This window comes from Microbacterium sp. SLBN-146 (genome assembly GCF_006715145.1).
GTDB lineage: Bacteria > Actinomycetota > Actinomycetes > Actinomycetales > Microbacteriaceae > Microbacterium.
Genome location: NZ_VFMR01000001.1, coordinates 1,462,856 through 1,488,810, shown reverse-complemented (window position 1 = coordinate 1,488,810; position 25,955 = coordinate 1,462,856). Strand labels below are relative to the sequence as shown.

Sequence of the window (25,955 nt, the reverse complement as noted above, 5' to 3'; positions counted from 1 at the left end):
ATGACCGCGACAGCCACCGAAACGTCATCGACGCGAACGATCGTCGCCCCGCATCTGAGTGGGACGCCGCGACGCCGGCGCGACACGGGTCGCGTCGTCATGGGACTGCCCTTCGTCGTCATGACGGGCGCCCTCGCCATCATCTTCCTCTACCCCCTCGTCTGGACGACCATCTCGTCGTTCAGTCCGCAGGCTGGATCGGCCCAGACGGACGGGTGGGGATTCGGCAACTACATCTCCCTCGCCAATTTCCAGGCCGGCATCTGGGTCTACCTCGGCAACTCCCTCTTCGTGTCGCTCCTCACCGTGGTGCTGACGCTCGCGACGTCGTTCTTCGGCGGGTATGCGTTCGCGCGCTTCCACTTCCCCGGGAAGAACCTCCTGTTCCTCCTCGTGCTGGCGATCCTGATGGTTCCGTACGCGACGCTGCTGATCCCGCTCTACGTGATCCTCAATGCGATCGGCCTCAACAACTCGCTCGTCGGGGTCGCGCTCGTGCTGACGATGTTCCAGCTGCCGTTCTCGATGTTCATGATGCGGATCTCCTTCGAGTCCATTCCGAAGGAGATGGACGAAGCGGCGCTCGTCGACGGATGCAACAGCTTCAGCGCCCTGTGGCGTGTACTGCTGCCCGCCGTGAAGCCCGGCCTCATCACCGTCGGCCTCTTCGCGTTCCTCACCGCTTGGAACGACTTCATCGCGCCACTCATCCTCATCAGCGACACGAACCGGATGACGCTTCCGCTCGCCGTGGCGAACCTCCGCGGCCAGGTGATGGGCGTCATCGACTACGGCGCGACAGAGGCCGGTGTCGTCGTGCTGGCGCTGCCGTGTGTCGTGCTGTTCCTCGTGTTGCAGCGCCACTACGTCCGTGGATTCATGTCGGGAGCGTTCAAGGGATGACAATGCAGATCACCACACCGGCGCCGCAGGCGCCCGCAATCCCCGGGAGGGGGCGCCTGCGGCCCCTCGGTCAGCACGAGGTGCGCATCACGGGAGGCTTCTGGGGCGAGCGGCAAGACGTCAACGCCCGGAACACCCTCGCCCACATCGGCGGACGCCTGGAGTCCGAAGGCTGGCTCCCGAACTTCGACCTCGCCGCGGCGGGGACGCTCCCGACAGGGCGGCGCGGACGCGAATTCTCCGACTCCGAGACCTACAAGTACCTCGAGGCGCTTGCCTGGGAAATAGGACGGACGGACGATGCCGAGCTCGATAAAACGTTTCGGGCCGTCGTCGCCCGAGTCGCGGCGGCGCAGGACTCCGACGGGTATCTCAACACCAACTTCGGGCACCCCGGTCAAGAGCCCCGGTGGTCGAACCTCGAGTGGGGCCACGAGCTGTACTGCCTCGGCCACCTGTTCCAGGCTGCGGTCGCCCGCGAGCGCACACGTCCCGGCGCGGACGACGGACTCCTCCCCGTCGCCCGCGCCGCGGCCGACCTCGTCTGCCGGGAGTTCGGCCCGGACGGACGATCGGCCATCTGCGGTCACGCCGAGATCGAACTCGGACTCGCCGAGCTGTCGCGCGTCACGGGCGACGAGCGCTATCTCGCACAGGCTCGGCTGTTCGTCGAACGCCACGGGCGGGGAACGCTCCGCGACATCGAGTGGGGCCGCGAGTACTACCAGGACGACGTCTCCGTGCGTGAGGCCGAAGTGCTCCGAGGCCACGCCGTGCGGGCGAACTACCTCGCCGCCGGATCGGTCGATGTCGCCGTGGAGTCCCACGACGACGAACTGCTGAACGCCCTCCGCCGCCAGTGGAGTCGGACCGTCGCACGCCGCACCTACATCACGGGTGGGCAGGGCTCCCACCACCAGGACGAGGCCTTCGGCTTCGATTGGGAGCTTCCGCCCGACCGGGCCTACTCGGAGACGTGCGCGGGCGTGGGATCGATCATGTTCTCGTGGCGGATGCTCCTCAACGACGGAGATCCCCGTTACGCCGACCTCATCGAGCGCACGCTGTACAACGTCGTGGCGACCTCGCCCAGCGCAGACGGACGCGCGTTCTTCTACGCCAATACGCTGCACCAGCGCGAGGCGGGGGCGCCCGTCGACCCATCGGCGACCTCGCCCCGCGCCGGGTCGGCATTGCGTGCCCCGTGGTTCGACGTCTCGTGCTGTCCGCCGAACGTCGCGCGAACGCTCGCGAGTCTCGACGCGTACGTTGCGACAGCGGATGACACGGGGGTTCAGCTGCATCAGTACGTCCCCGCGTCGATCACGACGACCCTCCCCGACGGACGGGTGGTCGCGTTCGACGTCGAGACGGACTATCCGCGCGACGGCCGCGTGCGCGTCGTGGCGCGCTCGGAGGGAGAGTGGACGCTCGGCCTTCGCGTGCCGTCGTGGGCGTCAAGCGCGATGGTGCGTATCGAGCCCGCCGCGGGAGATGCCGAGGAACGTACCGTGTCCCCGGGGCAGGTGGACGTGAAGCGCGTGTTCGCCGCCGGCGACGCCGTGATCCTGGATCTGCCGATGCAGCCGCGGTTCACACGCCCCGACACGCGTATCGACGCGGTTCGCTCGTCGGTCGCGGTAGAGCGCGGCCCGGAGGTGCTGGCCCTGGAGTCCGTCGACCTCGGGGGGGATGTCAGCGACGCTGTCGTGGACGTGTCGAGCCCGCCCGCGGAGCGCGACGGTCGTGTGTGGGTGCGGATCGCGCAGCGCGTGTCGACGGACACCGGGTGGCCCTATCGATCCACGACGGACGAGCCGCTGGCTGACGGCGTCGAGGTGCCCCTCGTCGCGTACCACGAGTGGGGCGAGCGTGGCCCGTCGACGATGCGGATCTGGATCCCGTCTGCCGAGTGAGGGAGCGGCCCCAGGCAGCACTTCGTGCGCGGCGTTGATTCGGCGCGCCAGAGCGGCCCCGGGCAGCACTTCGTGCGCGGCGTTGATTCCGCGCGCCGGAGCGGCCCCGTGCAGCGCTGCGGGCGCGGGGTCGACTCGGCGCGCCCGTGTTGCTCCGGCTTGACGTCGGCTTCGGCCAGCAGGCAGGGGCATCGCCAAGAGCGACCGTCAGAATGGTGCGGTTGTCGCGGGCGGTGCGTTCGGTGGTGGATCTTCCGTCTCGGCGGGGTCGCCGGTGGGGCGGAAGTGCACGCCGAGGGATGGTGGGTGGTCGAGGGTGTGGTGTCCGAGGGGGGAGGTCCACTGGAGTACCCCGCCGGGGAGTTGTTTCACCCTCCAGGCGGTGAACTGTTTCATGCTGTGGTGTCGTTGACACAGGTGCGCGAGGTTGCGGACGTCGGTGGAACCCCCGAGGGCCGCGTCTATCGTGTGGTCGACTTCGCATCGGATGGCCGGGAGCCGGCATCCGGGGAACCGGCAGTGCTGATCGCGGGCGCGCAGGTACCGGTCGATCGCCGCGGTCCGCTGATACGTGTCGACATGCAGCACCGCCCCCGTCACCGGGTGGGTCAGGATCCGCTCCAGGGGTGACCGGGTGGAACCGGCGAGTTCCCGGGCGGTGGCCGGGTCGATGGGGGCGTGCCCGACGAGATCCGCCGCCGCGTCATCACGACCCAGGAGGGTCAGGACCGGCACCACGACCTGCACCTTCGCACGGATCGCACCCAAAGCTCCGGGTCCGTCGTCGGTGCGGGTCGGGTCCGCACCGGGTTGGGTGGTGAGGAGCATGTCGGTGAGCAGATCCGCCCGCAGGTGGTCCATCGTGCGCGTGTCCGACGCGATCACCTCAAGCCGCGACATCGCGTCAGTGTCACTGTCGGCCGCGTCGTCGCCGATCTCACCGGCCGCCGCGCGGGCGTCGGCGGCAGCCTGCGCGCGCACGTCGGTGATGCTCCGCGCTTGTTGGGTGAGCCGGTCATAGATCGCGTCCGCCAACAGTGACGGGACCGTCGCACACAGGTCCGACATCCCATCCCCCACCGGGATCACCCGCACCGAACGCGTCTCGCACGCCTCGACGTGCCGCTCGGCGAGCGTCCGGGGGTGCAGCCGCTCGGCCAGCAACCGCAGCTCGCCTTGCACCCGGCCGGGGGTTTGCCCCTCGCACCGCCGTAACGCCTCGTGTTCGAACCCGGCACGCGCCTCCGGCGGCAACGGTGCTCCCGCCTCCACGATCGCTCGCACGTGCCCGCGGGTGATCTCCCCGGCCTCCCATGCGTCCACTGTCTGCGGGTACTCCTCGACGAGGTTCAGCGCATCCCCGATCTGGCGTTGCACCGACCGGTCGGCGAGTCTCATCGCCCCGGCGACTTCAGCGGCGATCCCCCGCAACGCCATGTCGTGATCACGCACGTTCCGACGGCTGCGTACCGCCTGGGTGCGAGCAAGGTCCCCGGCCCGGGCGAGCGCCCGGGTTTGCGCGGCCTGCGCGGCGGCGATAACCGCCTGCGTCTTCTGCACCTCGGCAACAACGTCGGCGAGGATCGCCGCGTCACCGTCGGTGAAGACCACCAGCCGCTTCGAATGCATGTTCCAAGGTTAGCGACCCCCACCGACACCCACCCGAAACTATCCACACCCCAACTCCACTTGTCACAAACGGCGACCCCACCGCATCCCACCCCACCATCCGCGACAAGTGAACGTAATCGAGACCCACCCACGGGGCTCGATTGTCGCAAACGGCGACACCGCGGCATCCCACCCCGCCATTCACGACAAGTGAACTCAATCGCGATCTACCCCCGGGGCTCACCTGTCGCAAACGGCGACTTCGCGGTACTCCACCCCACCATTCAAGACAAACGAACGCGGCTGCGACGCGGGAATAGCGGAGCGCTTCACTTGTCGCAAAGGGCGACCCCGCGGCATCCCACCCCACCATTCAAGACAAGTGAACGCCTGGGTGAGGGGAATCCACAGCGACAGCGCATCGCCGGCGCGAACGGGACCCGCGACGCTCGCGGACCGTACCCGGCGACCCTCTACCCCCGCCCTCATCGGAACGACAAAGGAGGACCCGTCCCTGTGGACGGGTCCTCCTTTCACCATGTGAGAAGTGCGTCAGCCTCGCAGACCGCCGAGGATGCCGTTGAGCGTGCTGTCGACGTCGCCCGAGATGTCGCCTACGAGGTCGTCGACGTCTGCTCCGATGTCACCCACCGAGATGCCGGTGTCATTGCCCGAGCCCACGACGTTGCCGTTGCCGCTGCCGTTGCCGACCTCCGTGCCGTTGCCGACCTCGGTGCCGTTGCCGACCTCGTTACCCGAGCCGACGGGAGCGTCGACGGCGATGTCGTTGCCCGAACCGATCGGAGCGCTCACGTCGTTGCCCGAGACGACGGGGACATCGTTGCCGGAGAGGATCGGGCCGTTGGCGACGTCGCCGACATTCACGAGGCCACCGTCGACACCGACGTTGCCGAGGGTGTTGCCTGCCGCGATGTCGCCGATCCAGGTCTGGAACGACTCCTGGAAGGCGTCGACCGACCCCGCGAGCTCCGTGTAGGCCGAGGTGGTGTCGTTCTGGGGAGCGCGCTCGTCGGCACTCGCGGGAAGGGCGAATCCGGCAACGGCGAGAGCGGCGGCGCCGGCTCCGGCGGTCGCGAGGGTGAAGATGCGGGTCTTGTTCGTACGCATGAGATGTCTCCTTCGTGACGTTGGTGTACGACGTTGGCGGTCGCACGTGGGGTCATCCGGGAAGCCCGCGGGATCGGATTGGCACCACACCCGCCTCGAGGGCACGATCTCGCGTCGGCGGAGAGGGATCTCCCCCGGAATTCCGCGCGTCTCAGCGGCATCCTGAAAGAAGGCTGAAAGTCAAGATCCGCCCCCTCGGGCTCACGTCCGTGGCACGCTGGAGGTATGCGAATCGCTCTCACCGGCTCCACCGGCAAGCTCGGAACCGTCGTCGCCCGGGAACTCCGCGCTAACGGCATCGACGTCATCGGCCTCGACATGGTCGGCACACGCGGGCCCGACTTCGTCCAGGTCGACCTCACCGACTATGGCCAGGTCATCGACGCTCTCGGCGGTGTGAACGATCGTCACGACGGTGTCGATGCGGTCGTCCACCTCGGCGCGATCCCGGCCCCCGGCATCCGAAGCGATGTCGCGACGTTCCACAACAACATGACGGCGACCTTCAACGTCTTCCACGCCGCCATCCGCCTCGGCATCGACCGGATCGTCTACGCATCGAGCGAGACCGTCCTGGGTCTGCCCTTCGACGCGCCACCGCCCTACATCCCGGTCGACGAGGAGTACGCGCCGCGTCCGGAGTCCGTCTACTCGCTCGTCAAGACGCTCGAGGAACGACTCGCGGTCGAGCTCGTGCGGTGGCATCCCCAGCTGTCGATCACGGCTCTGCGCTTCTCGAACGTCATGGTGCCGGAGGACTACGCGGAGTTCCCGTCGTTCGATGCCGACCCGATGGTGCGCAAGTGGAACCTGTGGGGCTACATCGATGCTCGCGACGGCGCGCACGCCGTGCAGCGCGCGCTCGAGGTCGCCCCGGCGGGCTTCGATCAGTTCATCATCGCGTCGCCCGACACCGTCATGTCGCGCCCCAACTCGGAGCTCATCGCCGAGGTCTTCCCGAATGTGCCGGTCACGCGCGAGGTCGGCGACCACGAGACTCTGCTGTCCATCGACAAGGCACGCCGGTTGCTCGGCTACGACCCGCAGCACAGCTGGCGCGATCAGGTCGGATGACGGAAGACCCTCGCCTCGCCGCCGCGCGCTACCGTCAGGAGCGCGATGGCGAGGATGCTTCCGGCGACGCCGCAGACGAACCGGCACGCCCGCCGACACGGCAGGAGCGCGCCGCCTACGTCGAGACGGCGATCCAGCAAGCGATCCGTCGCGGAGACTTCGACGACCTGCCGGGGGCGGGCAAACCCATCCCGAACCTCGGCGCGAGCCACGACCCCGACTGGTGGATCCGACGCAAGATCCAGCAGGAGCAGCTGACGGGACTCGGACCGCCCGCCATCATGCTGCGGGTCGAAAGCGCCGAGCTGGAGGAGCGCCTCGACGCACTGTCACGCGAGTCCGACGTGCGCGAGCATCTCGACGACTTCAACCGTCGGGTCGTCGAAGCCCGTCGACAGTTGCTCGGCGGTCCGCCCGTCGTGACGCCGACGCGCGACGTCGACGCCGAGGTCGCGGCCTGGCACGAGCGTCGGGCGACTCGCGCAGCAGCAGCAGCGGTGGAGACGGATGGAACACCCGCACGCCGACGTCGGTTCTGGTGGCGGGGTCGCTGACGGCGGACACCCCTGAGCCGCTATGCGATCGAGATCGTCAATACGGCGATGAGCCCGGCGATGCCGAACCCGACCCCACCAATGATGGCCGCCGCCTTCCAGTGCCGGGTGTAGGCCGCCACAGTGACCCACACGAGATTCACGAGGGCAATCGCCAGCGCCGGCAGTCTGAGGATGAGCACGAGTGTCGTGACGACGCCCCACACGAGAACGAGTGTGAGTTCATACGAAAGCGGCGACTTCCGCGCCGCAGAGGCCCGGTCCGATTGTTCCAGCGTCTCCACCAGTAGTCCCACCCCCGTTCGCTTGCGATCGAGTCCAAGACGTCGTAGCGCGTGTCGATACGTCTCCCATCATGGACGAATCTCTCGATGCGCTCTAGATAGGAACAATCACCACGCCGGGCATCACCGCCGGGAGACACTCGACAACGGCAACAACTACGGAGCACCGGCGGTTGCTCGCTGCCGCACTGGCCTTGTGCCGGCTCATACTCGCAACTGCCGGGGCCGTGTCGGTCAAGTTGGCCGTCCTCGGACTGCAATTCGTGGGTTGAGTCGCGGCATCAGGACCGCCATCCCCGAACCAGACGAGCAGAACGGGATACGAGGCGGGGCGGGTCTCGCACTGCGGCTCGGGTGAGCTTGCAGGTGATTTCAGGAACGCCTGCCCGCGTGGCTCACCGCCACGCCCGTTGGTGAAGAGAACGCGCCCCACTAGATCGGACTGGACAACGTCTCGTGGGTCGCGAGCGCCTGACCAAGTGTGTCAGCACGTTGTCAGTACCGATCGGGGATCCACAATGAGCGTCACCACCACTGGCCGACATTCGATGGCCCGGGGGAGCGGTTCGAGGCGGTCGGGCAGACAACCGGTTCTCGTCGTCGCGACAATCACGCTTGCCTCAGCGCTTGTCGGCGTCGGAGCCCCGGCCTACGCGGGCGACGCTCGGTGCACCACCAACACGAAGACCGACGCCTGTGGCAGCATCTGGGCGAACATGGCGTCGAGCTCGTTCCTGATCCGGACCAACTTCTCGCCCAGCCCGGGCCAAACTGTGCTCGGGACAGCGTCGGGTGTTCAACAGTCGATCAAGAACGGGACGTCTTCAAACCAGTTCAAGGATTCCAGCGGCCGCTACTACGACTGGGATGCCGTCTTTGTTCCGTACGGCAAGTGCATCGCGATTTTCGGCGGTGCGTCCGGTTCAGTCCAGTCCAAGTACTACAACTCGAAGTACAGCAGCGGCGTCTGGTACAAGATCGACAACTTCGGCGCCTCGATCACGCTCAAAAACGGGAACTACTGCTGACATGAACGCATCCGGCTCACGCCCTCGGAGAGGTAGCATCACGCCATGACGCAGCGATGGGGAATCGTACTGACACGAGTGCTCGGCGCAGCGCTCCTCGGGCTCGGTCTGGTGCGGAGCGCTGACCGACTCATGTGGTGGTCCGCGTGCAGCGACTCACTGGTCGTCGACGTCACTGATCGCTTGCCCTACACCACGCAGTGTCTCGACGCGATGAGCGCGGCAAGCATCGACGACTCCCTGCCGATCTGGGCGGCCGGGCTGCTGCTGAGCGTTGCCGCGACGGCGGCAGTGTGGACCCTCGGCAGGCGCGTGCGTCGAAGCGCCCTGGCCGCCGTTGCCGTCATTGCCGTCGTCAACCCGCTCATCGATCCCGGCTTCTTCTGGCAGGGCTGGGTCACTGCAGACAGCATGCCCGGCCTCGGCATCCTCCCCGCAATCGCGATCGTTCTCGCCGGTGCGATCCTGCTTCAGACAACGCCGGTTCCGTCCCCGCAGACGGGCACGACAGTGGTCGTCAAGAAAGACGCCACAGCAGCCGTGTAAAGGTCGTAGGTCAGAGCGCAGCGATCCGGCTCTTCAGCTGCTCCAGCGTCGCGGGATCGACCCGTCCGCCCGCCATCTGCAGGACGGATGCCGCGGGCATGCCGCGCGCGAAGCCGACCATCGGGTGGTCGCTCATGCCGGGAACGAGCTCGTCGATGATGGCTCGGGCGCGCGGGTCGTCGAGCAGCTCGCCGACCGTCGTGCGGTCGAGATCGTAGGTCGCCATGCTCACTCCTCTGTGTAGGCCGGTTCCGGAACTGACCGGCGCCACGCCGCGACGGCCGCTTCGGCGATCTGCGACGGGTCCAGCGCGACATCGACGACGACTCCCGACTCATCGGAGCCGAGCGATTCGAGCGTCTGCAGCTGCGAGGTAAGGAGCGCGGGAGGCATGAAGTGCCCCTCCCGCCCGGACACACGCGCCGCAAGGAGCTCTGGCGAGCCGTCGAGTTCGACGAAGTACGTGTCAGGCGCGACGGCACGGATGGCGTCGCGGTAGCGCCGCCGGAGCGCCGAGCACGCCAGCACCGGGACCCCGCCGCGCTCGAGCTCATGCACGAGGGCCTCGCCGCAGAGCACGAGCCACGGCATCCGATCCTCGTCCGTAAGCGGGATGCCCGCGGTCATCTTCGCAACGTTCGCCGGCGGGTGCAGGTCGTCGGCGTCGAGGAAGATGCCTCCGATCTCGCGGGCGATGGCCGCCGCGATCGTGGACTTCCCCGCGCCGGAGACACCCATCACGACGATCGCCATGCCGTCCACGCTACCCGCGGCCCGACGCCGCGATCCGCGACGAGAGCTGGTGCGCGTGGGCGAGGAGCGTGCGACCGAGCTCCGCGAGGCGATCGGGTCCGAAGCGGAACTGCACGCCCGTGAGGCTCAGCGCCCACTGCGGATGCCCCTCGCGCGTGAAGACGGCAGCACCGATGCCGTAGCTGCCCTCGACGATCAGCCCGGGATTCACGGCGTAGCCGGTCTCGTGCGTCTCGCGCAGACGCGTGCGCAGCCTCGCCTCGCCGTGCGCGGCGCCCCACTCGGTCGCGAGATTCGGATGCCGCTCGAAGTAGGCGTCCACATCGTGGGGTGGCAGGAACGCCAGGATCGCGAGGCCCGCCGACGCCACGCCGAGCGGGAACCGCACGCCTTCCGACAGCACGAACGAGCGGATCGGAAAACTCCCCTCTTCGCGCAGCAGGCACACCGTCTCGTCGCCGCGGCGGACGGAGAGGAACGCACTCTCCTCGGTCCGCACGGCGAGCGAACGCACGATGTCACGCGCGATCGCGGTGATGTCATAGCGGGATGCCGCGGCCTGGCCCATGAGATAGAGCTCGGGGCCTGCGGTCCAGCGCCCCGTCCGCTCGTCCTGGTCGACGAGCCCTTCGTGACGGAGCGCCTGCAGCAGACGGTGGGTCGTCGGCCGTGTGAGGTCGGCGCGCTGGGCGAGCTCGACGACCGGCATCCCCTCGTCGCCGCCCTGCGACACGAGCCGCAGGATGCGCGCCGCCCGCGCGACCGCTTGCGCTCCCGGGATAGTCGACGTGTCCACCATATGGACAGTACGCGTCGGGAGGTCCACATGGCAACAGGCACGGTGTCGCGGCATCCCGGCCCCTTCCAGACTGGAGGCGTACCGGCGGCGCGAAGGAGCACACGTGATCGACAAGACCTGGGGATCGGCGGCCGAGGCCGTCTCCGACATCCCCGACGGCGCATCGCTCGCCGTCGGCGGGTTCGGCCTCTCGGGCAATCCCATCGCCCTCATCGAAGCCCTGCTCGCGCAGGGCACGCGAGACCTCAGCATCGTCAGCAACAACTGCGGCGTCGACGACTGGGGACTCGGAATCCTGCTGAACGCGCAGCGGATCCGGAAGATGACGTCGTCGTACGTCGGCGAGAACAAGGAGTTCGAGCGCCAGTTCCTCTCGGGCGAGCTCGAACTCGAACTCACCCCCCAGGGAACGCTCGCCGAGAAGCTCCGCGCGGGCGGGTCGGGAATCGCCGCCTTCTACACGCAGACGGGCGTCGGCACCCAGGTCGCCGAGGGCGGCCTCCCCCGCCGCTACGACGGGTCGGGCGGGATCGCCGTCGCCTCGCCCGCGAAAGACGTCCGCACGTTCCACATGACGGGCGAGCCGCGCGAGTACGTGCTGGAAGAGGCCATCGTGACGGACTTCTCGCTCGTCCACGCCCTGCGCGGCGATCGGCACGGCAACCTCGTCTTCAACAAGGCCGCGCGGAACTTCAACCCGCTCGCCGCGATGGCCGGACGCGTGTGCATCGCGCAGGTCGAGCAGCTCGTCGAACCGGGTGAGCTCGACCCCGACAGCATCCACCTCCCCGGCATCTACGTGCATCGGATGATCGAGGTCGGCACGGACATCGAGAAGCGCATCGAGCGGCGCACCGTCCGCCCTGCCGCGGACGCCCGAACAGAGGAGAGCTGACATGGCGCTGACCCGCAACGAGATGGCCGCCCGCGCAGCGCGCGAACTGGCAGACGGTTCGTACGTCAACCTCGGTATCGGCCTGCCGACCCTCGTGCCGAATTACGTCCCGGACGGCGTCACGGTCGTGCTGCAGTCCGAGAACGGCATCCTCGGCGTCGGCCCGTACCCGAAAGAGGAGAACGTCGACCCCGACCTCATCAACGCCGGCAAGGAGACCGTCACGACCCTCCCCGGCGCGGCGTTCTTCGACTCCGCCGCGAGCTTCGGCATGATCCGCGGCGGCAAGATCGACGCCGCGATCCTCGGAGCGATGCAGGTCTCGGCCACCGGGGACCTCGCGAACTGGATGATCCCGGGAAAGATGGTCAAGGGGCCCGGCGGCGCGATGGATCTCGTGCACGGGGCCGCGAAAGTCATCGTGCTCATGGAACATGTCGCTCGCGACGGCTCGGCGAAGATCGTGAACGAGTGCTCCCTCCCCCTCACCGGTCGCGGAGTCGTCGATCGCATCATCACCGACCTTGCGGTCATCGACGTGACGGATGCCGGACTCGTGCTCGTCGAGACCGCGCCTGGCGTCACGGTCGACGAGGTCATCGCCGCCACCGAACCTCCTCTCCGCGTCCCTGAAAGGATCGACACATGAACACCGACGACGTCGTCATCATCGCCGCCGCGCGCACTCCGCAGGGCCGCCTCAGGGGCCAGCTCTCCTCACTCACCGCGCCGCAGCTCGGCTCGCTCGCGATCAAGGGCGCGCTCGAGAAGGGCGGCATCCCGGCATCCGCTGTCGACGCCGTCCTCGTCGGACAGGTGCTCGCGGCGGGGTCGGGGCAGAACCCCGCACGCCAAGCCTCGATCGGCGCGGGCATCGGGTGGGACGTCCACGCGGGCAGCATCAACAAGGTGTGTCTGTCGGGGCTCACGGCGATCATCGACGGAGCCCGGATGCTGCGCCTCGGCGATGCCACGGTCGTCGTCGCCGCCGGCATGGAGTCGATGACGCGCGCGCCGCACCTGCTCATGGGCTCACGCGAGGGCTGGTCGTACGGCTCGGTCGAGGTGCTCGACCACATGGCGTACGACGGGCTGACGGATGTCTACGACGCCGAGAGCATGGGCGCGTCGACGGAACGCCACAACGAGCGCTTCGAGATCACGCGGGAGATGCAGGATGCCGTCGCCGCCCGCTCCCACCAGCGCGCCGCCGCCGCGCACGATGCGGGCCTCTTCGAGGCTGAGATCGTGCCCGTCGAGATCCCGCAGCGGAAGGGCGACCCGATCGTCGTCACGAAGGACGAGGGTGTGCGCCCCGAGACGACCGTCGAAACGCTCGCGGGACTGCGCCCGGCCTTCGCGAAGGACGGCTCGATCACGGCCGGGAACGCGTCGCAGATCTCGGACGGAGCATCCGCCGTCGTCCTCACGACGCGCGCGCACGCCGATGAGAACGGGTGGGAGATCCTCGCGGTCGTCGGCGCGTCCGGCCAGGTCGCAGGGCCCGACAACTCGCTGCACGCGCAGCCCGCGCGGGCGATCGAGAAGGCGCTCGCGAAGCAGGGCATCGCGGCGGGCGACCTCGACATCGTCGAGATCAACGAGGCCTTCGGAGCCGTCGTCGCTCGCTCGCAGCGCGAACTCGGCCTGTCCGACGACGTCGTCAACCCCCACGGTGGCGGGATCGCGATCGGCCACCCGATCGGCGCCTCCGGCAACCGCCTCGTCGTCCACGCCGTGCACGAGCTCGTGCGCCGCGGCGGTGGCACGGCGGCCGTCGCGCTCTGCGGAGGCGGCGGCCAGGGAGACGCGCTCATCCTGACCCGCTGACCCGCTGACCTCGGGTTGAGCTCACTTGTCGCAAAGTGCGGCCTCACGCCGCGGCATCCCGCCATTCGAGACAAGTGAACTGGCACCGGTCTGGCTCACTCGTCGCGTGTGGCGGGCCCGGAGGCGTGCACGTCGCCTTTTGCGACAAGTGAACGAGAGCACGCCGAGGCGCGCAGGGTCCGACCGTATCTCTCACTCAAGGCCCGCCAGGGACCACGGATCGTCGCCGCTCCCTGGTCAGGCTCGCGGGCGCTGTAGAGCAGGGCATTGCGCCTCTGCCCGAGACAGCTGGAGACCATCCAGCTCGATCCAGGGAATCCAGGGGTCTGTGTCGTACATGTCGAGGAAAGCCTGCTCGGTCGGTCGCGTCGGCACAGAGTAGCCTCTCGCTTCAAGGCAATCGGCAATCTCCATGTACCAAGAGAACACGTTGTCCATCTCGGGTGCGGTCAGCTCTGCATCCGGATCCCGACCGACCTGTGCAATGCACGCAACGCCGTCTCGCTGATAGAGCGCCTCACGGTCTGGCGAGACCTCCGCGATGATGGCTTCATCTTCCTGCGTGACGTCCCAGCCACGATCACGAAGACACTCAGCGCGTGCATCCGCCGCAGCCTCGGACCAGAACAATTCGTCAATGCCCTCGGTCTGCGATCCTTCGCTCAGTGCACACCCACTTGCGGCAAAGGTGAGTGTCGCTACGACGATAGTTGCCGCGCAGGCACGGAGGTACCTCATGCATATTTGGGGGCGTGTGCACCCGACTCCGCTAGGCGGTTCCGGCGACCTGGCATCGGGGAGCTCCGCAACCCTCGTCCTTCCGAGCGTGGTGCGCGATCCCAGACTACGAGACACGGCTCGTTCGGAGGTGCCAGTCATCGACTTTACGCCCATGCTTCAGAACGTATGCAGAAGTGGGCTGTGTACGAGCGTGACATCCTCTATCGCGCATTGACGCGCGGTGAAGATCACTCTCGGCCTCACCCGCCGCGGCTCCGGGACTGCCGCTCACTTGTCGCGAAGGGCGGCCTCAGGACGCCGCATCCCACCATTCAAGACAAGTGAGCGGAAAGAGCCCGCGCTCACTTGTCTCAAAGGGCGACCTTGCGCGTGGAGAGGCCACCATTTGAGACAAGTGAACGGGGATGGGCGAGCGCGAAGCGCGCGGAAGCCAAGCGCGAAGCGCGCGGAAGGCGCGCCGCGCCTACGGGCCGGTGATCGCGGCGGTCTCGGGCGGGAGCGTGACGACCCCGCCGACGAGCCGCACGCCGGAGTCGGTCGACAGGAGCAGCACGTCGGCGTCGGCGTCGAGCTCGAACGAGACCTCGTCCGGTGAGAGGTTCGCGAGGACCGTCACATCCCCTCGCCGCAGGACGAAGGTTCGCTCGTCGGGCTTCGGCCCTCCCCCGACGGATGCCGCGCCGAAGGCCGGGTCGGTCAGCTCGGGGCGCTCGCGACGGAGCCGTGCCAGATCGCGGTACAACGCGAGCAGGCGCGCGTGGTCACCGGCATCCGCTTCAGACCAATCGAGCTTCGAGCGCTGGAACGTCTCAGGATCCTGCGGATCGGGAACCTGGTCGCGATCCCAGCCCATGCGCTCGAACTCGGCGATGCGACCCTTCGCCGTCGCCTCCCCCAGCTCGGGTTCGGGATGCGACGTGAAGAACTGCCAGGGCGTGGAGGCCCCCCATTCCTCGCCCATGAAGAGCATCGGGGTTCCGGGCGATGTGAGGGTCAGCACGGCAGCGACCGCGAGCCGCCCCGGCGAGAGCGACTGGCTGAGCCGATCGCCGGCCGCACGGTTGCCGATCTGGTCGTGGTCCTGAGCGAAGGTCACGAGTCGCCACGCCGGCACGCCGTCGGGGATCGGAGCTCCGTGATCCCGCCCGCGGAACGACGAGTAGGTGCCGTCGTGGAAGAATCCGTCCTCCGACACCTTCGGGAACGCTTCGGCGGCCGCGAAGTCGGCGTAATAGCCGACCGTCTCGCCCGTCAGGGCGACGTGGACGGCGTGATGCCAGTCGTCGGACCACTGCGCCGTCAGGCCGTACCCCCCGGCCTCACGCGGCAGGATCAGGCGAGGGTCGTTCATGTCGGACTCGGCGATGAGCGTCAACGGCCTTCCGAGGTGCGCCGAGAGGGCATCGGTACGCGTCGCGATCTCCTGGAGGAGGTGCGGAGTCTCATCGTCACGGAGGGCGTGGACGGCATCGAGCCGCAGTCCGTCGAGATGGTAGTCGTGCATCCACATGAGCGCGTTGCCGAGGATGAACTCGCGGACGGCGGGCTCGTCGAGATTGATGGAGTCGCCCCACGTGTTGCGCTGACCGTCGCGCAGGTAGGGCCCGAACTCGGGCAGGTAGTTGCCACTCGGACCGAGGTGATTGTGGACGACGTCCTGGATGACCGCGAGGCCCTTCGCGTGCGCCGCGTCGACGAAGCGCTGGTACGCGACCGGTCCGCCGTAGGCTTCGTGCACCGTGTACCAGAGCACGCCGTCGTAGCCCCAGTTCCACGTGCCGTTGAAACCGTTGACGGGGAGCAGCTCGACGTGCGTGACGCCCAGGTCGACGAGGTGGTCGAGCCGAGCGATCGCGGAGTCGAGGGTGCCCTCCGGGGTGAACGTGCCGATGTGGAGCTCGTAGATGAGTCCACCCGCGAGCTGACGGCCGGTCCACGCGGCATCCGTCCAGTCAAACGCCGACGGATCGAACGCGGCAGAAGACTCGTGCACGCCGTCGGGCTGGCGCCGTGACCGGGGATCGGGACGCACGTCGTCTCCGTCGCCGAGGACGAAGCCGTACCGTTCGCCGTCGGCGAGCGTGACGGCAGCCGACCACCACCCGTCCCCACCCGCCGAGAGCTCGATGTCGCCGGCTGCGCGGCGAAGACGGACACGGTCGGCGCGCGGCGCCCACACCTCGATCATGAATCCTCCACGAGAAGCGCGACGGGATAGGTCGACAGCAGGTCGGCGAGCGCGATCTCTCCGCCGTAGGTGCGGCCAGTGAGCACGTCCACGGCCGCACGGTCGGGGCGGAGCAGCACGGTGTCCCGCCATCCGCCGTCTCGCTCGAGGCCGATCGGAAGGCGTGTCGCGACCGCCGTCACCCCGCCGCGATCGACCGCGACGACATGCGCCGACGCGGGGCCCACCGCCGTCAGCGGCAAGTACCGGCGGAACGACTCCGGCCTCTCGCGCCGCAGCCGCAGGGCCCGCGCGGTGACGAGGAGCTTCGCGGCGGCGGTGCCGTCGACGGGGGGAAGGATGCCACGAGCGGCGTCGGCATCGATGCGGGCCAGCATCTCCGCTCGCGCGGCGAAGTCGACAGGCCGGCGGTTGTCGGGGTCGACGAGGGACTGCTCCCACCACTCCGAGCCCTGGTACACATCGGGAACGCCCGGCCCGGTCAGCTGCAGCAGCTTCGCGGAGAGCCCGTTCGACCATCCCGCGGCCTGGATCTCGGCGACGAAGGCCTCGACGAGCGGTCTGGCCTCACCCGCCGCGGCATCCACGACCCCTGCCATGGCCTTCTCGAAGTCGGGATCCGGGTCCCACCAGCCGGTCGCTTCGGCCGCTTCGCGCGCAGCCTTCTCGGCGTAGGCGTGGAGGCGCTCGGGGCTTGCGGGCCACGCGCCCACGATCGCCTGCCACAGGAGGTTGTCGAAAGGACCGTGACCCGTGGATGCCACGGCTCGAAGCTCGCCGAGCACGTCGGCCCAGCGCTCCGGGATCTCGGACAGCACCGCGAGCCGTGCCCGCACGTCTTCGCCGCGCTTCGTGTCGTGCGTCGAGAGGGTCGTCATGGCGGTCGGCCACGAGGCGAGCCGCTCGCGCTGGACCCCGTGGAACGCGTCGACGTCGAGGGCGAAGACGGACGGATCGCCGCCGACCTCGGTCAGTCCCCCGAGGCGCGTGTAGCGGTAGAACGCGGTGTCCTCGACGCCCTTCGCCATGACGGGGCCCGTCGTCTGCTGGAATCTTCGCGCGACCGGCTCCGACGGATCGGCGAGCACGACTCCCAGGCGCGCGATCGTGTCGGCGAGCTCGGGGCGCCGGACCGATGCCTCGGCGACGGCGGCGTCGAGCTGTTCACGGCCCGCCGGGAGGTAGGAGCGGTAGACGGGGAAGCACGCGAGCAGCTCCGCGAGCGCGTCCTCGGCATCCGGCATCGCCTCCGGCAGTTCGCGTACGAGCCGACGGATCTCGGACACCTGGATCGTGTCGGCGATCATCCGCTTCGTGTCATGGATGAGGTCGTGCCAGTCGAGCGCCGGCGCGAGCTCCGTCTCGGCACGAAGGCGCTCGTCGAGCGTGTCGAGGGGCGCTTCACCGGCCGGATCGATGAGCACACGGTCGATCTCGGCGAGCGCGTCGTATCCCGTCGTCCCGTCGGTGCGCCACCACGACGGCAGCCGTTCGCCATGCTCGAGGATCTTCTCGATGAGGACATAGGGATCCTCGTCGGTGCCACGGGCGTCGCGCAGGGCCGACGCGAGGCGGTCGAAGTAGGCACCCGGATCGAGGAGACCGTCGGGATGATCGACGCGGAGTCCGTCGGCGAGCCCTTCGCGCACCCACCGGAGGATCTCGCGGTGGGTCTCGTCGAAGACGCGCGGATCCTCGATCCGGACGCCCGCGAGGGTCGTCACACCGAAGAACCGGCGGTAGTTGAGGTCGGCGGCCTCGTCCTTCCAGAAGCGCAGCTCGAAGTTCTGGCGTGCGAGCACGCCGTCGATGTCGCTTCCCGCGTCGAGCGAACCCGGCGCGAGAGGGAGAACGTGGTCGAAGTAGCGCAGGACGCCGTCGGGCGCGTCGTCAGCCGGGGTCGGATCGACCGTGACTTCACCCCGTTCGAGGATCTCGTCGAGCGGGCCGCCGAGCAGCGGCATCCGCACTCGTCCGCCGCCGAAGTCCCAATCGATGTCGAAGAAGTCGGCGAAGCGGGAGCCGCGCCCGAGTCGCAGCACGTCCCACCACCATGCGTTCTCGCGCGGAGCGCTGACCCCCATGTGGTTGGGGACGATGTCGATCAGGATGCCGAGCCCCGCCGCCCGCGCGGCCGCCGCGAGCCGCGACAGCGCCTCCGGTCCGCCCCGTGCCTCGTCGACGCGGCCCGTGTCGACGACGTCGTAGCCGTGGTCAGAGCCGGAGGTCGCCGCGAGGATCGGCGACAGGTACACCCACGAGACGCCGAGATCGGCGAGGTAGGGAACGACGGACGCCGCGTCATCGAGCGTGAAGCCACTCCTGATCTGCAGGCGATAGGTGGACTGCGGACGATCTGCCACGGCGTCTGCCCTTCCGCTACTTGCCGAGTTCGATCTTCGGGGTCTGCGCTGGGACATCGGCATCGGCCAGAGCGAGGAGCGACGCGGCCACCGAGTGGTCGGGCTCGGGCTCGGGCACGTCGTGCTGGCGAAGGACCACGAGCGCGCGCGCCTGGATCTCGACCGATTCGCCCGGCTCGACGGGGTCGGTGTCCGCGAGGACGCCTGCCGTATCGACGAGAACGTCCCACTTGGGGCTGTACTCGTCGGCGGGGATCGTGAAGTCGATCGATTCGTCACCGGCGTTGAACAGCACGATGAAGCTCTTGTCGGTGATCGGCTCACCCCGGCGGTCGCGCTCCCGGATGCCCTGCCCGTTGAGGAAGACCCCGATCGCGCGACCGAAGCCCGAGCCCCAGTCTTCGGGCTGCATGACAGTGCCGTCGGGCCGCAGCCACACGATGTCGGGAATCGGTGCACCCTCTTCGCGCTTCACGGGGTGACCGTCGAAGAAGCGGCTGCGTCGGAAGATCGGGTGGTCGTGACGCAGTCGCGCGAGCGCGGCGGTGAACTCCACGAGCGGCTGGTCGGCCGAACTCCAGTCGATCCACGTGATCTCGTTGTCCTGCGCGTAGCCGTTGTTGTTGCCGCCCTGCGTGCGTCCCAACTCGTCACCGTGGGACAGCATCGGCACGCCCTGCGACAGGAGCAGCGTCGCGATGAAGTTGCGCTGCTGCCGCGCCCGCACCGTGAGCACATCGGGATCGTCCGTCGGTCCCTCGACGCCGTGATTGTCGGAACGGTTGTGGGACTCGCCGTCGTTGTTGTCCTCGCCGTTGTCCTCGTTGTGCTTCTCGTTGTAGGACACGAGATCGCGCAGCGTGAAGCCGTCGTGCGCGGTGATGAAGTTGATGGATGCCACGGGGCGGCGGCCCGAGTGCTCGTACAGATCCGCCGAACCGGTCAGCCGCGACGCGAACTCGCCGAGCGTCGCCGGCTCACCGCGCCAGAAGTCGCGGACGGTGTCGCGGTACTTGCCGTTCCACTCGGTCCACTGGGGCGGGAAGTTGCCCACCTGGTATCCCCCGGGGCCGACGTCCCACGGCTCGGCGATGAGCTTGACCTGCGAGACCACCGGATCCTGCTGCACGAGCTCGAAGAACGCCGCGAGGCGGTCGACGTCGTAGAACTCGCGCGCGAGTGTCGACGCGAGGTCGAAGCGGAAGCCGTCGACGTGCATCTCGAGGACCCAGTAGCGGAGCGAGTCCATGATGAGTTGAAGCGCGTGCGGATTGCCGACGTTGAGACTGTTTCCCGTGCCCGTGTAGTCGGTGTAGTACCGCTTGTCGTCGTCCTCGAGGCGGTAGTACGCGGCGTTGTCGATGCCGCGCATCGAGAGCATCGGGCCCATGTGGTTGCCCTCGGCGGTGTGGTTGTAGACGACGTCGAGGATGACCTCGATGCCCGCCGCGTGAAGGGCGCGCACCATCCCCTTGAACTCCTGGACCTGCTGGCCGCGCTGGCCCGCTGAAGCATACGTGTTCTGCGGCGCGAAGAAGCCGATCGTGTTGTAGCCCCAGTAGTTCGACAGCCCCTTGTCCTGGAGGGTCGAGTCGTTGACGAACTGGTGCACGGGCATGAGCTCGATGGCAGTCACGCCGAGCTTCTTCAGGTGGTCGATGACCGCGGGGTGGGAGAGCCCGCTGTACGTGCCGCGGATCTCCTCGGGAATGTGCTCGTTGAGCTTGGTGAGGCCCTTGACGTGCGCCTCGTAGATGAACGACTCGGCGTAGGGGGTCTTCGGCTGTCGGTCTCCCGACCAGTCGAAGAACGGGTTGACGACGACGCCCTTCATCATCTCGGCGGCCGAGTCGTCGTCGTTGCGCGAGTCGGGGTCACCGAAGGTGTACCCGAAGAGCGACTGGCCCCACTCGATCTCGCCGTCGACGGCCTTCGCGTACGGGTCGAGGAGAAGCTTGTTTGGGTTGAACCTCAGTCCGTTCTCGGGCTCGTAGGCTCCGTACACCCGGTAGCCGTAGAGCTGCCCCGGAAGCACGTTCGGCAGATACGCGTGCCAGACGTACGCGTCGACATCGACCAGTTCGATGCGCGTCTCGGTGCCGTCGTCGTCGAAGAGGCAGAGTTCGACTCTGTCTGCTCCCTCGCTGAACAAGGCGAAGTTGGTGCCGCTGCCGTCGAATGTCGCGCCCAGCGGATAGGGCGAACCCGGCCACGCCTTGATTGTCTCCATGTCGTCATCGTAGGAGGTCTCCCTGATGGTCATGACCCAGACGAATTCTGTGCATGGCCGATGAGGGATGCCGCGAACAGTCGCTCGACGGCCTCGTCGAAGGCATGCACCTGGGCGATCTCGACGGCCTTGGCGAACCGGCATCCGAGGGAGACGACGAAGACGGGGGCGACGACTTCGATGTATCCGAGCACCGCGTTCCCCACGCGCACTTCATACCGCTCTAGGTCGACGAGCTCCCAGGCGAGCGTCGGAGTCTCGCGCGTGTCATCGTCGTGCGCGTCGGTCGCGCCGTCGCGCTCCCGCCTGCCGGGGACCTGAGAACGCATGGCCGTCTCTCCTTCGCTGTGGGTGCAGGGAGAAGCTATGGCGAGTTCCGTGGCGTCCGCCGGGGCTTGTCGAGCCGTCCGCAGCTCGATATCATCTCGCGCTCCCGATCATCGCGCGCTCCCGATCATCCGGCGCTCCGGCCGCAGCATCCCTCTCCCCTTCCCCGCTCACTTGTCTCAAAAGGCGGGGTCGGCCGCGCGCAGGCCGCCATTCGCGACAAGTGAGCGGAAGAAGCGGGCGGGGCCCCAGCGGGCGGGTCAGCGGCCCGTGAAGTGCGGGGGGCGCTTCTCCTGGAAGGCGGCGAAGCCTTCGCGATAGTCGTCGGTGTCGCAGAGCGCCGCTTGCGCAGCGTTCTCGACGTCGATCGACTCCCACAGTGCGAGGCGTTCGTCGCGGATGCGTGCGATGAGCTGCTTGCTCGCGAGGAAGGCGGACGTCGCTCCGGATGCCGCGCGCTCAGCGGCTTCGAGGGTCACACCGAGCACGTCCTCCGCGGGGAAGACGCGCGAGAAGAGGCCCGACTCGACCGCTTCGGTTCCCGACATGAGCCGCCCCGTGTAGATGAGGTCGAGCGTCTTGTGCGCGCCGAGCCGCTCGAAGAAGAGCGCGTGCCCGCCGGAGTCGAGTGTTGCGCCGAGCGCCGCGAAGGGCGAGCCGATCTTCGCGCGGTCGGCGACGTAGACGACGTCGGTCGCGATGAGGAGTCCGAGCCCGACCCCGAGACACGCGCCGTGCGCTGCCGCGAAGGTGGGCGCGGGAAAGGCCGCCATGCGGCGCAGGAGCGGCGTCACGATCCCGCCGAGGTAGCCCAGGACGTCGTCGTCGCGCGGATCGACCCCCGAGATGTCGCGTCCTGCGCAGAACGCGCGACCGCGGCCGCTCAGGACGAGAGCGCGGGATCCGGATGCCGCAGCCTCGGCGTACGCCGCATCGAGTTCGCGCAGCGCGGCTTCGTCGAGGGCGTTGAGCTTCGCCGGGTTGTCGAGCGCGATGTGGGCGACCGCGCCCTCGAAGGTCAGGTCGATCATGGTCTCCTCCGGCGGGGCCGCGCGCCGCGGCATCCCGTCATCCGTCGTAGTCGACGACGACGCGGTCCGTCGTCGGGTGGGACTGGCACGTCAGCACGTACCCGCGCTCGAGCTCGTCGGGCTCGAGAGCGTAGTTCTCGGTCATCGTGACGGCGCCCGTGACGAGTCGGGCGCGGCACGTGCCGCACACACCGCCCGAGCACGCGAAGGGAACGTCGCCGCGCACCCGGAGGGCCGCGTTGAGGATCGACTCGTGCGCGCTCACGGGACTCTCGACCGTCGAGGACTGGCCGTCGAGAGAGAACTCGATCTGCCGCACGGGCTCGTCGGCCCGCACGACGACAGGGCGCCCGGAGTCAGGGCGTTCGGAGCCCGGCTCGCCCGTCGTGAACAGCTCGAACCGCACGTGGGCCGCATCGACACCGATGTCGGCGAGCGTGTCGCGGCACAGCTGCACGAGGTCGAACGGACCGCAGAGGAACCACTCGTCGACCGTCTCGGGAAGGACGAGCGCGTCGAGGATGCGGCGGAGGCGCGCCTCGTCGATACGACCGGAGAGGAGCGGCGCCGATCGCTGCTCTCGGGAGAGCACGTGGTGAAGCGCGAGGCGCGTCGGGTAGCGGTCCTTGAGGTCGGCGAGCTCCTCGAGGAACATGACGTCGGGCGTCGAGCGATTGGTGAAGACGAGGGTGAAGCGCGAGGTCTCCGACCCGGCGAGCACCGTCGCGGCGAGCGCCATGAGCGGTGTGATCCCCGAACCGGCGGCGATCCCCGCGACGTGGGCGCCTTCGAGGTCGGCGAGACCCGACGTGAAGGTGCCCTGCGGGCTCATGACGTCGATCTCGTCACCGGGATGCAGTTCGGTCTGCGCCCACGTCGAGAACCGTCCGCCCAGATCGCGCTTGATGGCGACCGACACGCTTCCGGGCGACGGGGGCCGGCAGAGCGAGTACGACCGACGCACCTCCTGTCCGTCGAGGCGGGTGCGGAGCGCCACGTGCTGCCCTGCGAAGTAGTCGAACTCGCCGTGCAGGTCGTCGGGCACACGGAACGTCACCTCGACGGCGTCGTCGGTGAGGGGCCGCACGGCCGTCACAGCGAGTGTGTGGAAGCGCCCGCGACGGCGGACGGCCGCCCCCGTGCCCGCCAGCCCGGACATCAGTGCGCCCGGAAGTGGTCGAAGGGCTCGAGGCACGCGCGGCACTCCCACAGGGCCTTGCACGACGTCGACCCGAAGCGCGAGATCTCCCGCGTATCGAGCGACCCGCACTGCGGGCACTTGACGCCCAGCTGCACCCGGATGGGTCCGGCGGAAGCGCGACCCGTGGGCGGCGCGATGCCGAACGCCGTGAGCTTGCGCTTGCCGGCATCCGTCATCCAGTCCGTCGTCCAGGCGGGGCTCAGCACGAGGCGGACGTCGACATCGGAGTATCCCGCCGCGCCGAGCGCGAGCACGAGGTCTTCGCGGATGACATCCATCGCGGGGCACCCCGAGTAGGTCGGCGTGATCGTGACGGCGACGTGCGCACCGTCGACCTCGACGGCGCGGAGCACTCCGAGGTCTTCGATCGTGAGGGCGGGCACCTCCGGGTCGAGCACGCTCGCCGCGATCCTCCAGGCATCCGTCACCATGTCGCCCCCGGGTGCTGACGGGCGAGCACCTGCATCTCGGCGAGGAGGTAGCCGAGCGTCGAGAAGTGGCTTCCGCGGCGCCCTCCTCCCGACGAGACGAACCCCGTCGGGACGTCGAGCGAGGCTTCCGCGAAGACGGCATCGATCACGGCGTCGAAGGCGCCGCGCAGGGTCGACGGGCGCACGGCGACGCCCTCGAGACGATCGAGCAGGGGTTCGTCACGGAAGAGCTCGTCGACGTACGGCCACACATCCGAGACGGCACGGAGCATCCGCCGCCGCGACTCGTCGGTACCGCCCGCGAGGCGGAGCGTCCATTGGATCGCGTGGTCGCGGTGGTAGTCGACCTCTTTCACGGCCTTCGCGGCGATCGCGGCGAGAGTCTCGTCACTCGAGGACTGCAGGGCCGTGTACAGCTCGAAGAGATAGGCGGATGCCACGAGCTGGCGCGCGATCGTCTGGGCGAAGTCGCCGTTGGGCTGCTCGAAGAGCCAGGCGCTGCGGAACCCGGGCTCGTCGCGCCAGTAGGCGAGATCGTCCTCGGTCCGCCCGTCGGCCGTGCCGGCGTAGCGCAGGAGCGAGCGCGCGTGCCCCAGGAGGTCGAGGGCGATGTTGGCGAGCGCGACGTCCTCTTCGAGTTCGGGCGCACGCGCGATCCACGCGCTCAGCTGCTGCGCGAGGATGAGCGAGTCGTCGCCGAGCCACAGGGCGTACTCGGCAGCGTCGGGCGTCGCGACTCCCTCGCCGCCCGCGAGCTCGGCCGACAGCGTCACCCGTTCGACGGTCACGTCTCCGTGGAGGTCGACGTCGCTCATAGGTGCGGCACCCCCTCGGAGGCGGTGTAGTAGACCGCGTGACGGTAGTTCTTGCCCGCGGGGCTCTCGAAGAAGGCGCCCTTCGAGCCGGGGTCGCTCGTCGTGATGGCATCGGCCGGGACGACCCACACCGACGTGCCTTCGCCGCGCCGCGTGTAGAGATCGCGCGCGTTCCGCAGCGCCATGTCGGCATCCGGCGCATGGAGCGATCCCGCGTGCACGTGCGAGAGCCCACGGCCTGCGCGCACGAAGACCTCCCACAGGGGCCACGTCTCGCGGTCGGATCCTCCCGGGGTCGCCATCACGCGACCTCCCTCTCGGTCTGCGCCGCGCGCTTCGCGGCGTACGCGGCCGCTGCCTCCCGCACCCACGCGCCGTCCTCGTGCGCCGCGCGGCGGTTCTGGAGACGTACGGCGTTCATCGGGCCCCGCCCCGCGAGCACCTCGAAGAACTCCGTCCAGTCGATCTCGCTCATGTCGTAGCGCTGCTCGTCCTCGTTCCAGCGCAGGTTCGGATCGGGGAGCGTGACCCCGAGGATCTCGGCCTGGGGCACGAGCATCCCGACGAATCGCTGACGCAGCTCGTCGTTGGAGAACCGCTTGATCTTCCATGTCATGGACTGCGCCGAATTGGGCGACTGGTCGTCGGGCGGCCCGAACATCATGAGAGACGGCCAGTACCAGCGGTCGATCGACTCCTGCGCCATGGCCCGCTGCGCGGGGGTCCCCCGCATGAGCGTCAGGAGGATCTCGAACCCCTGCCGCTGGTGGAAGGACTCCTCTTTGCAGATGCGCACCATCGCGCGACCGTACGGGCCGTACGATGCGCGGCACAGCGGCACCTGGTTGCAGATCGCGGCACCGTCGACGAGCCACCCGATCGCTCCCATGTCGGCCCACGTCGGCGTCGGGTAGTTGAAGATCGACGAGTACTTCGCTTTGCCGTCGATGAGCTGCTGGGTCATCTCGTCACGCGTGATGCCGAGCGTCTGCGCGGCGGAGTAGAGGTAGAGCCCGTGTCCGGCCTCGTCCTGCACCTTGGCCATGAGGATCGCCTTGCGCTTGAGGCTCGGGGCGCGAGTGATCCAGTTGCCCTCGGGCTGCATGCCGATGATCTCGGAGTGCGCGTGCTGGGAGATCTGCCGGATGAGGGTCTTGCGGTACGCGTCGGGCATCCAGTCGCGCGGCTCGATCCGCTGCTCGGCGGCCACGAGGGCGTCGAACGCCGCGAGCTCCTCGGCCGCATCCACGGCGGACAGATCGGGTGCAGTCATCGTCGACTCCTAATAACAGAACGTTCGGTCAGTA

26 protein-coding genes are annotated in these 25,955 nt (G+C 68.5%); 9 read left to right on the top strand and 17 right to left on the bottom strand.

Annotated features, from left to right (window positions below):
• Positions 1-903: a carbohydrate ABC transporter permease gene (locus FBY39_RS06350; protein ID WP_141931159.1), complete on the top strand. Its 903-nt coding sequence runs from the start codon at positions 1-3 to the stop codon at positions 901-903.
• Positions 900-2,819 (top strand): glycoside hydrolase family 127 protein, encoded by a 1,920-nt coding sequence (locus tag FBY39_RS06345; protein WP_222115665.1) that lies wholly within the window; start codon positions 900-902, stop codon positions 2,817-2,819. The genes FBY39_RS06350 and FBY39_RS06345 overlap by 4 nt, the downstream gene beginning before the upstream one ends.
• A gap of 207 nt (positions 2,820-3,026) precedes the next feature.
• On the opposite strand, the gene FBY39_RS06340 is transcribed toward FBY39_RS06345, so the two are convergent.
• Both FBY39_RS06340 and FBY39_RS06335 read right to left on the bottom strand, forming a co-directional pair.
• Complete coding sequence (locus FBY39_RS06340) at positions 3,027-4,448, bottom strand: HNH endonuclease signature motif containing protein (RefSeq protein ID WP_141931157.1); 1,422 nt, start codon at positions 4,446-4,448, stop codon at positions 3,027-3,029.
• A gap of 534 nt (positions 4,449-4,982) precedes the next feature.
• Positions 4,983-5,558, bottom strand: coding sequence for a hypothetical protein (locus FBY39_RS06335; protein WP_141931155.1), 576 nt, complete (start codon positions 5,556-5,558; stop codon positions 4,983-4,985).
• Between the two features lie 225 nt (positions 5,559-5,783).
• On the opposite strand from FBY39_RS06335, the gene FBY39_RS06330 reads away from it, so the two are divergent.
• Positions 5,784-6,632 carry an NAD(P)-dependent oxidoreductase gene (locus FBY39_RS06330; protein WP_141931153.1) on the top strand — a complete coding sequence of 283 codons (849 nt, stop codon included), beginning with the start codon at positions 5,784-5,786 and terminating at the stop codon, positions 6,630-6,632.
• On the top strand, positions 6,629-7,186 hold the full coding sequence (locus FBY39_RS06325; protein WP_141931151.1) for a DUF1992 domain-containing protein: 558 nt from the start codon (positions 6,629-6,631) through the stop codon (positions 7,184-7,186). Before FBY39_RS06330 ends, FBY39_RS06325 begins: the two co-directional genes overlap by 4 nt.
• 20 nt (positions 7,187-7,206) lie before the next feature.
• Here the strand turns inward: FBY39_RS06325 and FBY39_RS06320 are convergent, their stop codons facing one another.
• Complete coding sequence (locus FBY39_RS06320) at positions 7,207-7,470, bottom strand: hypothetical protein (RefSeq protein WP_141931150.1); 264 nt, start codon at positions 7,468-7,470, stop codon at positions 7,207-7,209.
• A gap of 518 nt (positions 7,471-7,988) precedes the next feature.
• Here FBY39_RS06320 and FBY39_RS06315 point away from each other — a divergent pair.
• Positions 7,989-8,498: a hypothetical protein gene (locus FBY39_RS06315; protein WP_141931148.1), complete on the top strand. Its 510-nt coding sequence runs from the start codon at positions 7,989-7,991 to the stop codon at positions 8,496-8,498.
• Between the two features lie 45 nt (positions 8,499-8,543).
• Positions 8,544-9,044: a hypothetical protein gene (locus FBY39_RS06310; RefSeq protein WP_141931146.1), complete on the top strand. Its 501-nt coding sequence runs from the start codon at positions 8,544-8,546 to the stop codon at positions 9,042-9,044.
• A 10-nt stretch (positions 9,045-9,054) separates the two neighbouring features.
• On the opposite strand, the gene FBY39_RS06305 is transcribed toward FBY39_RS06310, so the two are convergent.
• Genes FBY39_RS06305 through FBY39_RS06295 form a run of 3 tightly spaced genes read right to left on the bottom strand, consistent with a single transcriptional unit; the run spans position 9,055 to position 10,596 of the window.
• Positions 9,055-9,270, bottom strand: coding sequence for a hypothetical protein (locus tag FBY39_RS06305; protein WP_141931144.1), 216 nt, complete (start codon positions 9,268-9,270; stop codon positions 9,055-9,057).
• Between the two features lie 2 nt (positions 9,271-9,272).
• Positions 9,273-9,797, bottom strand: a complete 525-nt coding sequence (locus FBY39_RS06300; protein ID WP_186336927.1) for a gluconokinase — start codon at positions 9,795-9,797, stop codon at positions 9,273-9,275.
• Positions 9,798-9,807: 10 nt separating this feature from the next.
• The gene (locus FBY39_RS06295) at positions 9,808-10,596 is read right to left on the bottom strand and encodes an IclR family transcriptional regulator (RefSeq protein WP_186336926.1); all 789 of its coding nucleotides are present in this window, start codon (positions 10,594-10,596) and stop codon (positions 9,808-9,810) included.
• 103 nt (positions 10,597-10,699) lie between these two features.
• Here FBY39_RS06295 and FBY39_RS06290 point away from each other — a divergent pair, with 103 nt between their 5' ends.
• From FBY39_RS06290 to FBY39_RS06280, 3 genes are read left to right on the top strand one after another with little or no spacing between them, the layout of a single operon-like run.
• On the top strand, positions 10,700-11,491 hold the full coding sequence (locus FBY39_RS06290) for a CoA transferase subunit A (protein ID WP_141931138.1): 792 nt from the start codon (positions 10,700-10,702) through the stop codon (positions 11,489-11,491).
• A 1-nt stretch (position 11,492) separates the two neighbouring features.
• Positions 11,493-12,140: a CoA transferase subunit B gene (locus FBY39_RS06285; RefSeq protein WP_141931136.1), complete on the top strand. Its 648-nt coding sequence runs from the start codon at positions 11,493-11,495 to the stop codon at positions 12,138-12,140.
• Complete coding sequence (locus tag FBY39_RS06280; RefSeq protein ID WP_141931134.1) at positions 12,137-13,321, top strand: acetyl-CoA C-acetyltransferase; 1,185 nt, start codon at positions 12,137-12,139, stop codon at positions 13,319-13,321. Before FBY39_RS06285 ends, FBY39_RS06280 begins: the two co-directional genes overlap by 4 nt.
• A gap of 237 nt (positions 13,322-13,558) precedes the next feature.
• Here FBY39_RS06280 and FBY39_RS06275 read toward each other — a convergent pair whose 3' ends face one another.
• The 11 genes from FBY39_RS06275 to paaA form a co-directional block, all read right to left on the bottom strand.
• Positions 13,559-14,059, bottom strand: a complete 501-nt coding sequence (locus tag FBY39_RS06275) for a hypothetical protein (protein ID WP_141931132.1) — start codon at positions 14,057-14,059, stop codon at positions 13,559-13,561.
• 466 nt (positions 14,060-14,525) lie between these two features.
• Positions 14,526-16,250 carry a malto-oligosyltrehalose trehalohydrolase gene (gene treZ, locus FBY39_RS06270; protein ID WP_141931131.1) on the bottom strand — a complete coding sequence of 575 codons (1,725 nt, stop codon included), beginning with the start codon at positions 16,248-16,250 and terminating at the stop codon, positions 14,526-14,528.
• Positions 16,247-18,670 (bottom strand): malto-oligosyltrehalose synthase, encoded by a 2,424-nt coding sequence (gene treY, locus FBY39_RS06265; RefSeq protein WP_141931129.1) that lies wholly within the window; start codon positions 18,668-18,670, stop codon positions 16,247-16,249. Before treY ends, treZ begins: the two co-directional genes overlap by 4 nt.
• Positions 18,630-20,834 (bottom strand): glycogen debranching protein GlgX, encoded by a 2,205-nt coding sequence (glgX, locus tag FBY39_RS06260; RefSeq protein WP_141933955.1) that lies wholly within the window; start codon positions 20,832-20,834, stop codon positions 18,630-18,632. The genes treY and glgX overlap by 41 nt, the downstream gene beginning before the upstream one ends.
• A 38-nt stretch (positions 20,835-20,872) precedes the next feature.
• Positions 20,873-21,172: a hypothetical protein gene (locus FBY39_RS06255; protein ID WP_141931126.1), complete on the bottom strand. Its 300-nt coding sequence runs from the start codon at positions 21,170-21,172 to the stop codon at positions 20,873-20,875.
• 258 nt (positions 21,173-21,430) lie between these two features.
• On the bottom strand, positions 21,431-22,201 hold the full coding sequence (locus FBY39_RS06250) for an enoyl-CoA hydratase/isomerase family protein (RefSeq protein ID WP_141931124.1): 771 nt from the start codon (positions 22,199-22,201) through the stop codon (positions 21,431-21,433).
• 37 nt (positions 22,202-22,238) lie between these two features.
• On the bottom strand, positions 22,239-23,360 hold the full coding sequence (gene paaE, locus FBY39_RS06245) for a 1,2-phenylacetyl-CoA epoxidase subunit PaaE (protein ID WP_141931122.1): 1,122 nt from the start codon (positions 23,358-23,360) through the stop codon (positions 22,239-22,241).
• Positions 23,360-23,833, bottom strand: coding sequence for a 1,2-phenylacetyl-CoA epoxidase subunit PaaD (paaD, locus tag FBY39_RS06240; RefSeq protein ID WP_141931120.1), 474 nt, complete (start codon positions 23,831-23,833; stop codon positions 23,360-23,362). The genes paaE and paaD overlap by 1 nt, the downstream gene beginning before the upstream one ends.
• Positions 23,827-24,648, bottom strand: coding sequence for a 1,2-phenylacetyl-CoA epoxidase subunit PaaC (gene paaC / locus FBY39_RS06235; protein ID WP_141931118.1), 822 nt, complete (start codon positions 24,646-24,648; stop codon positions 23,827-23,829). The genes paaD and paaC overlap by 7 nt, the downstream gene beginning before the upstream one ends.
• Positions 24,645-24,950, bottom strand: a complete 306-nt coding sequence (gene paaB, locus FBY39_RS06230; protein ID WP_141933953.1) for a 1,2-phenylacetyl-CoA epoxidase subunit PaaB — start codon at positions 24,948-24,950, stop codon at positions 24,645-24,647. The genes paaC and paaB overlap by 4 nt, the downstream gene beginning before the upstream one ends.
• Positions 24,950-25,921, bottom strand: coding sequence for a 1,2-phenylacetyl-CoA epoxidase subunit PaaA (gene paaA / locus FBY39_RS06225; protein ID WP_141931117.1), 972 nt, complete (start codon positions 25,919-25,921; stop codon positions 24,950-24,952). Before paaA ends, paaB begins: the two co-directional genes overlap by 1 nt.
• Positions 25,922-25,955 lie beyond the last annotated feature (34 nt).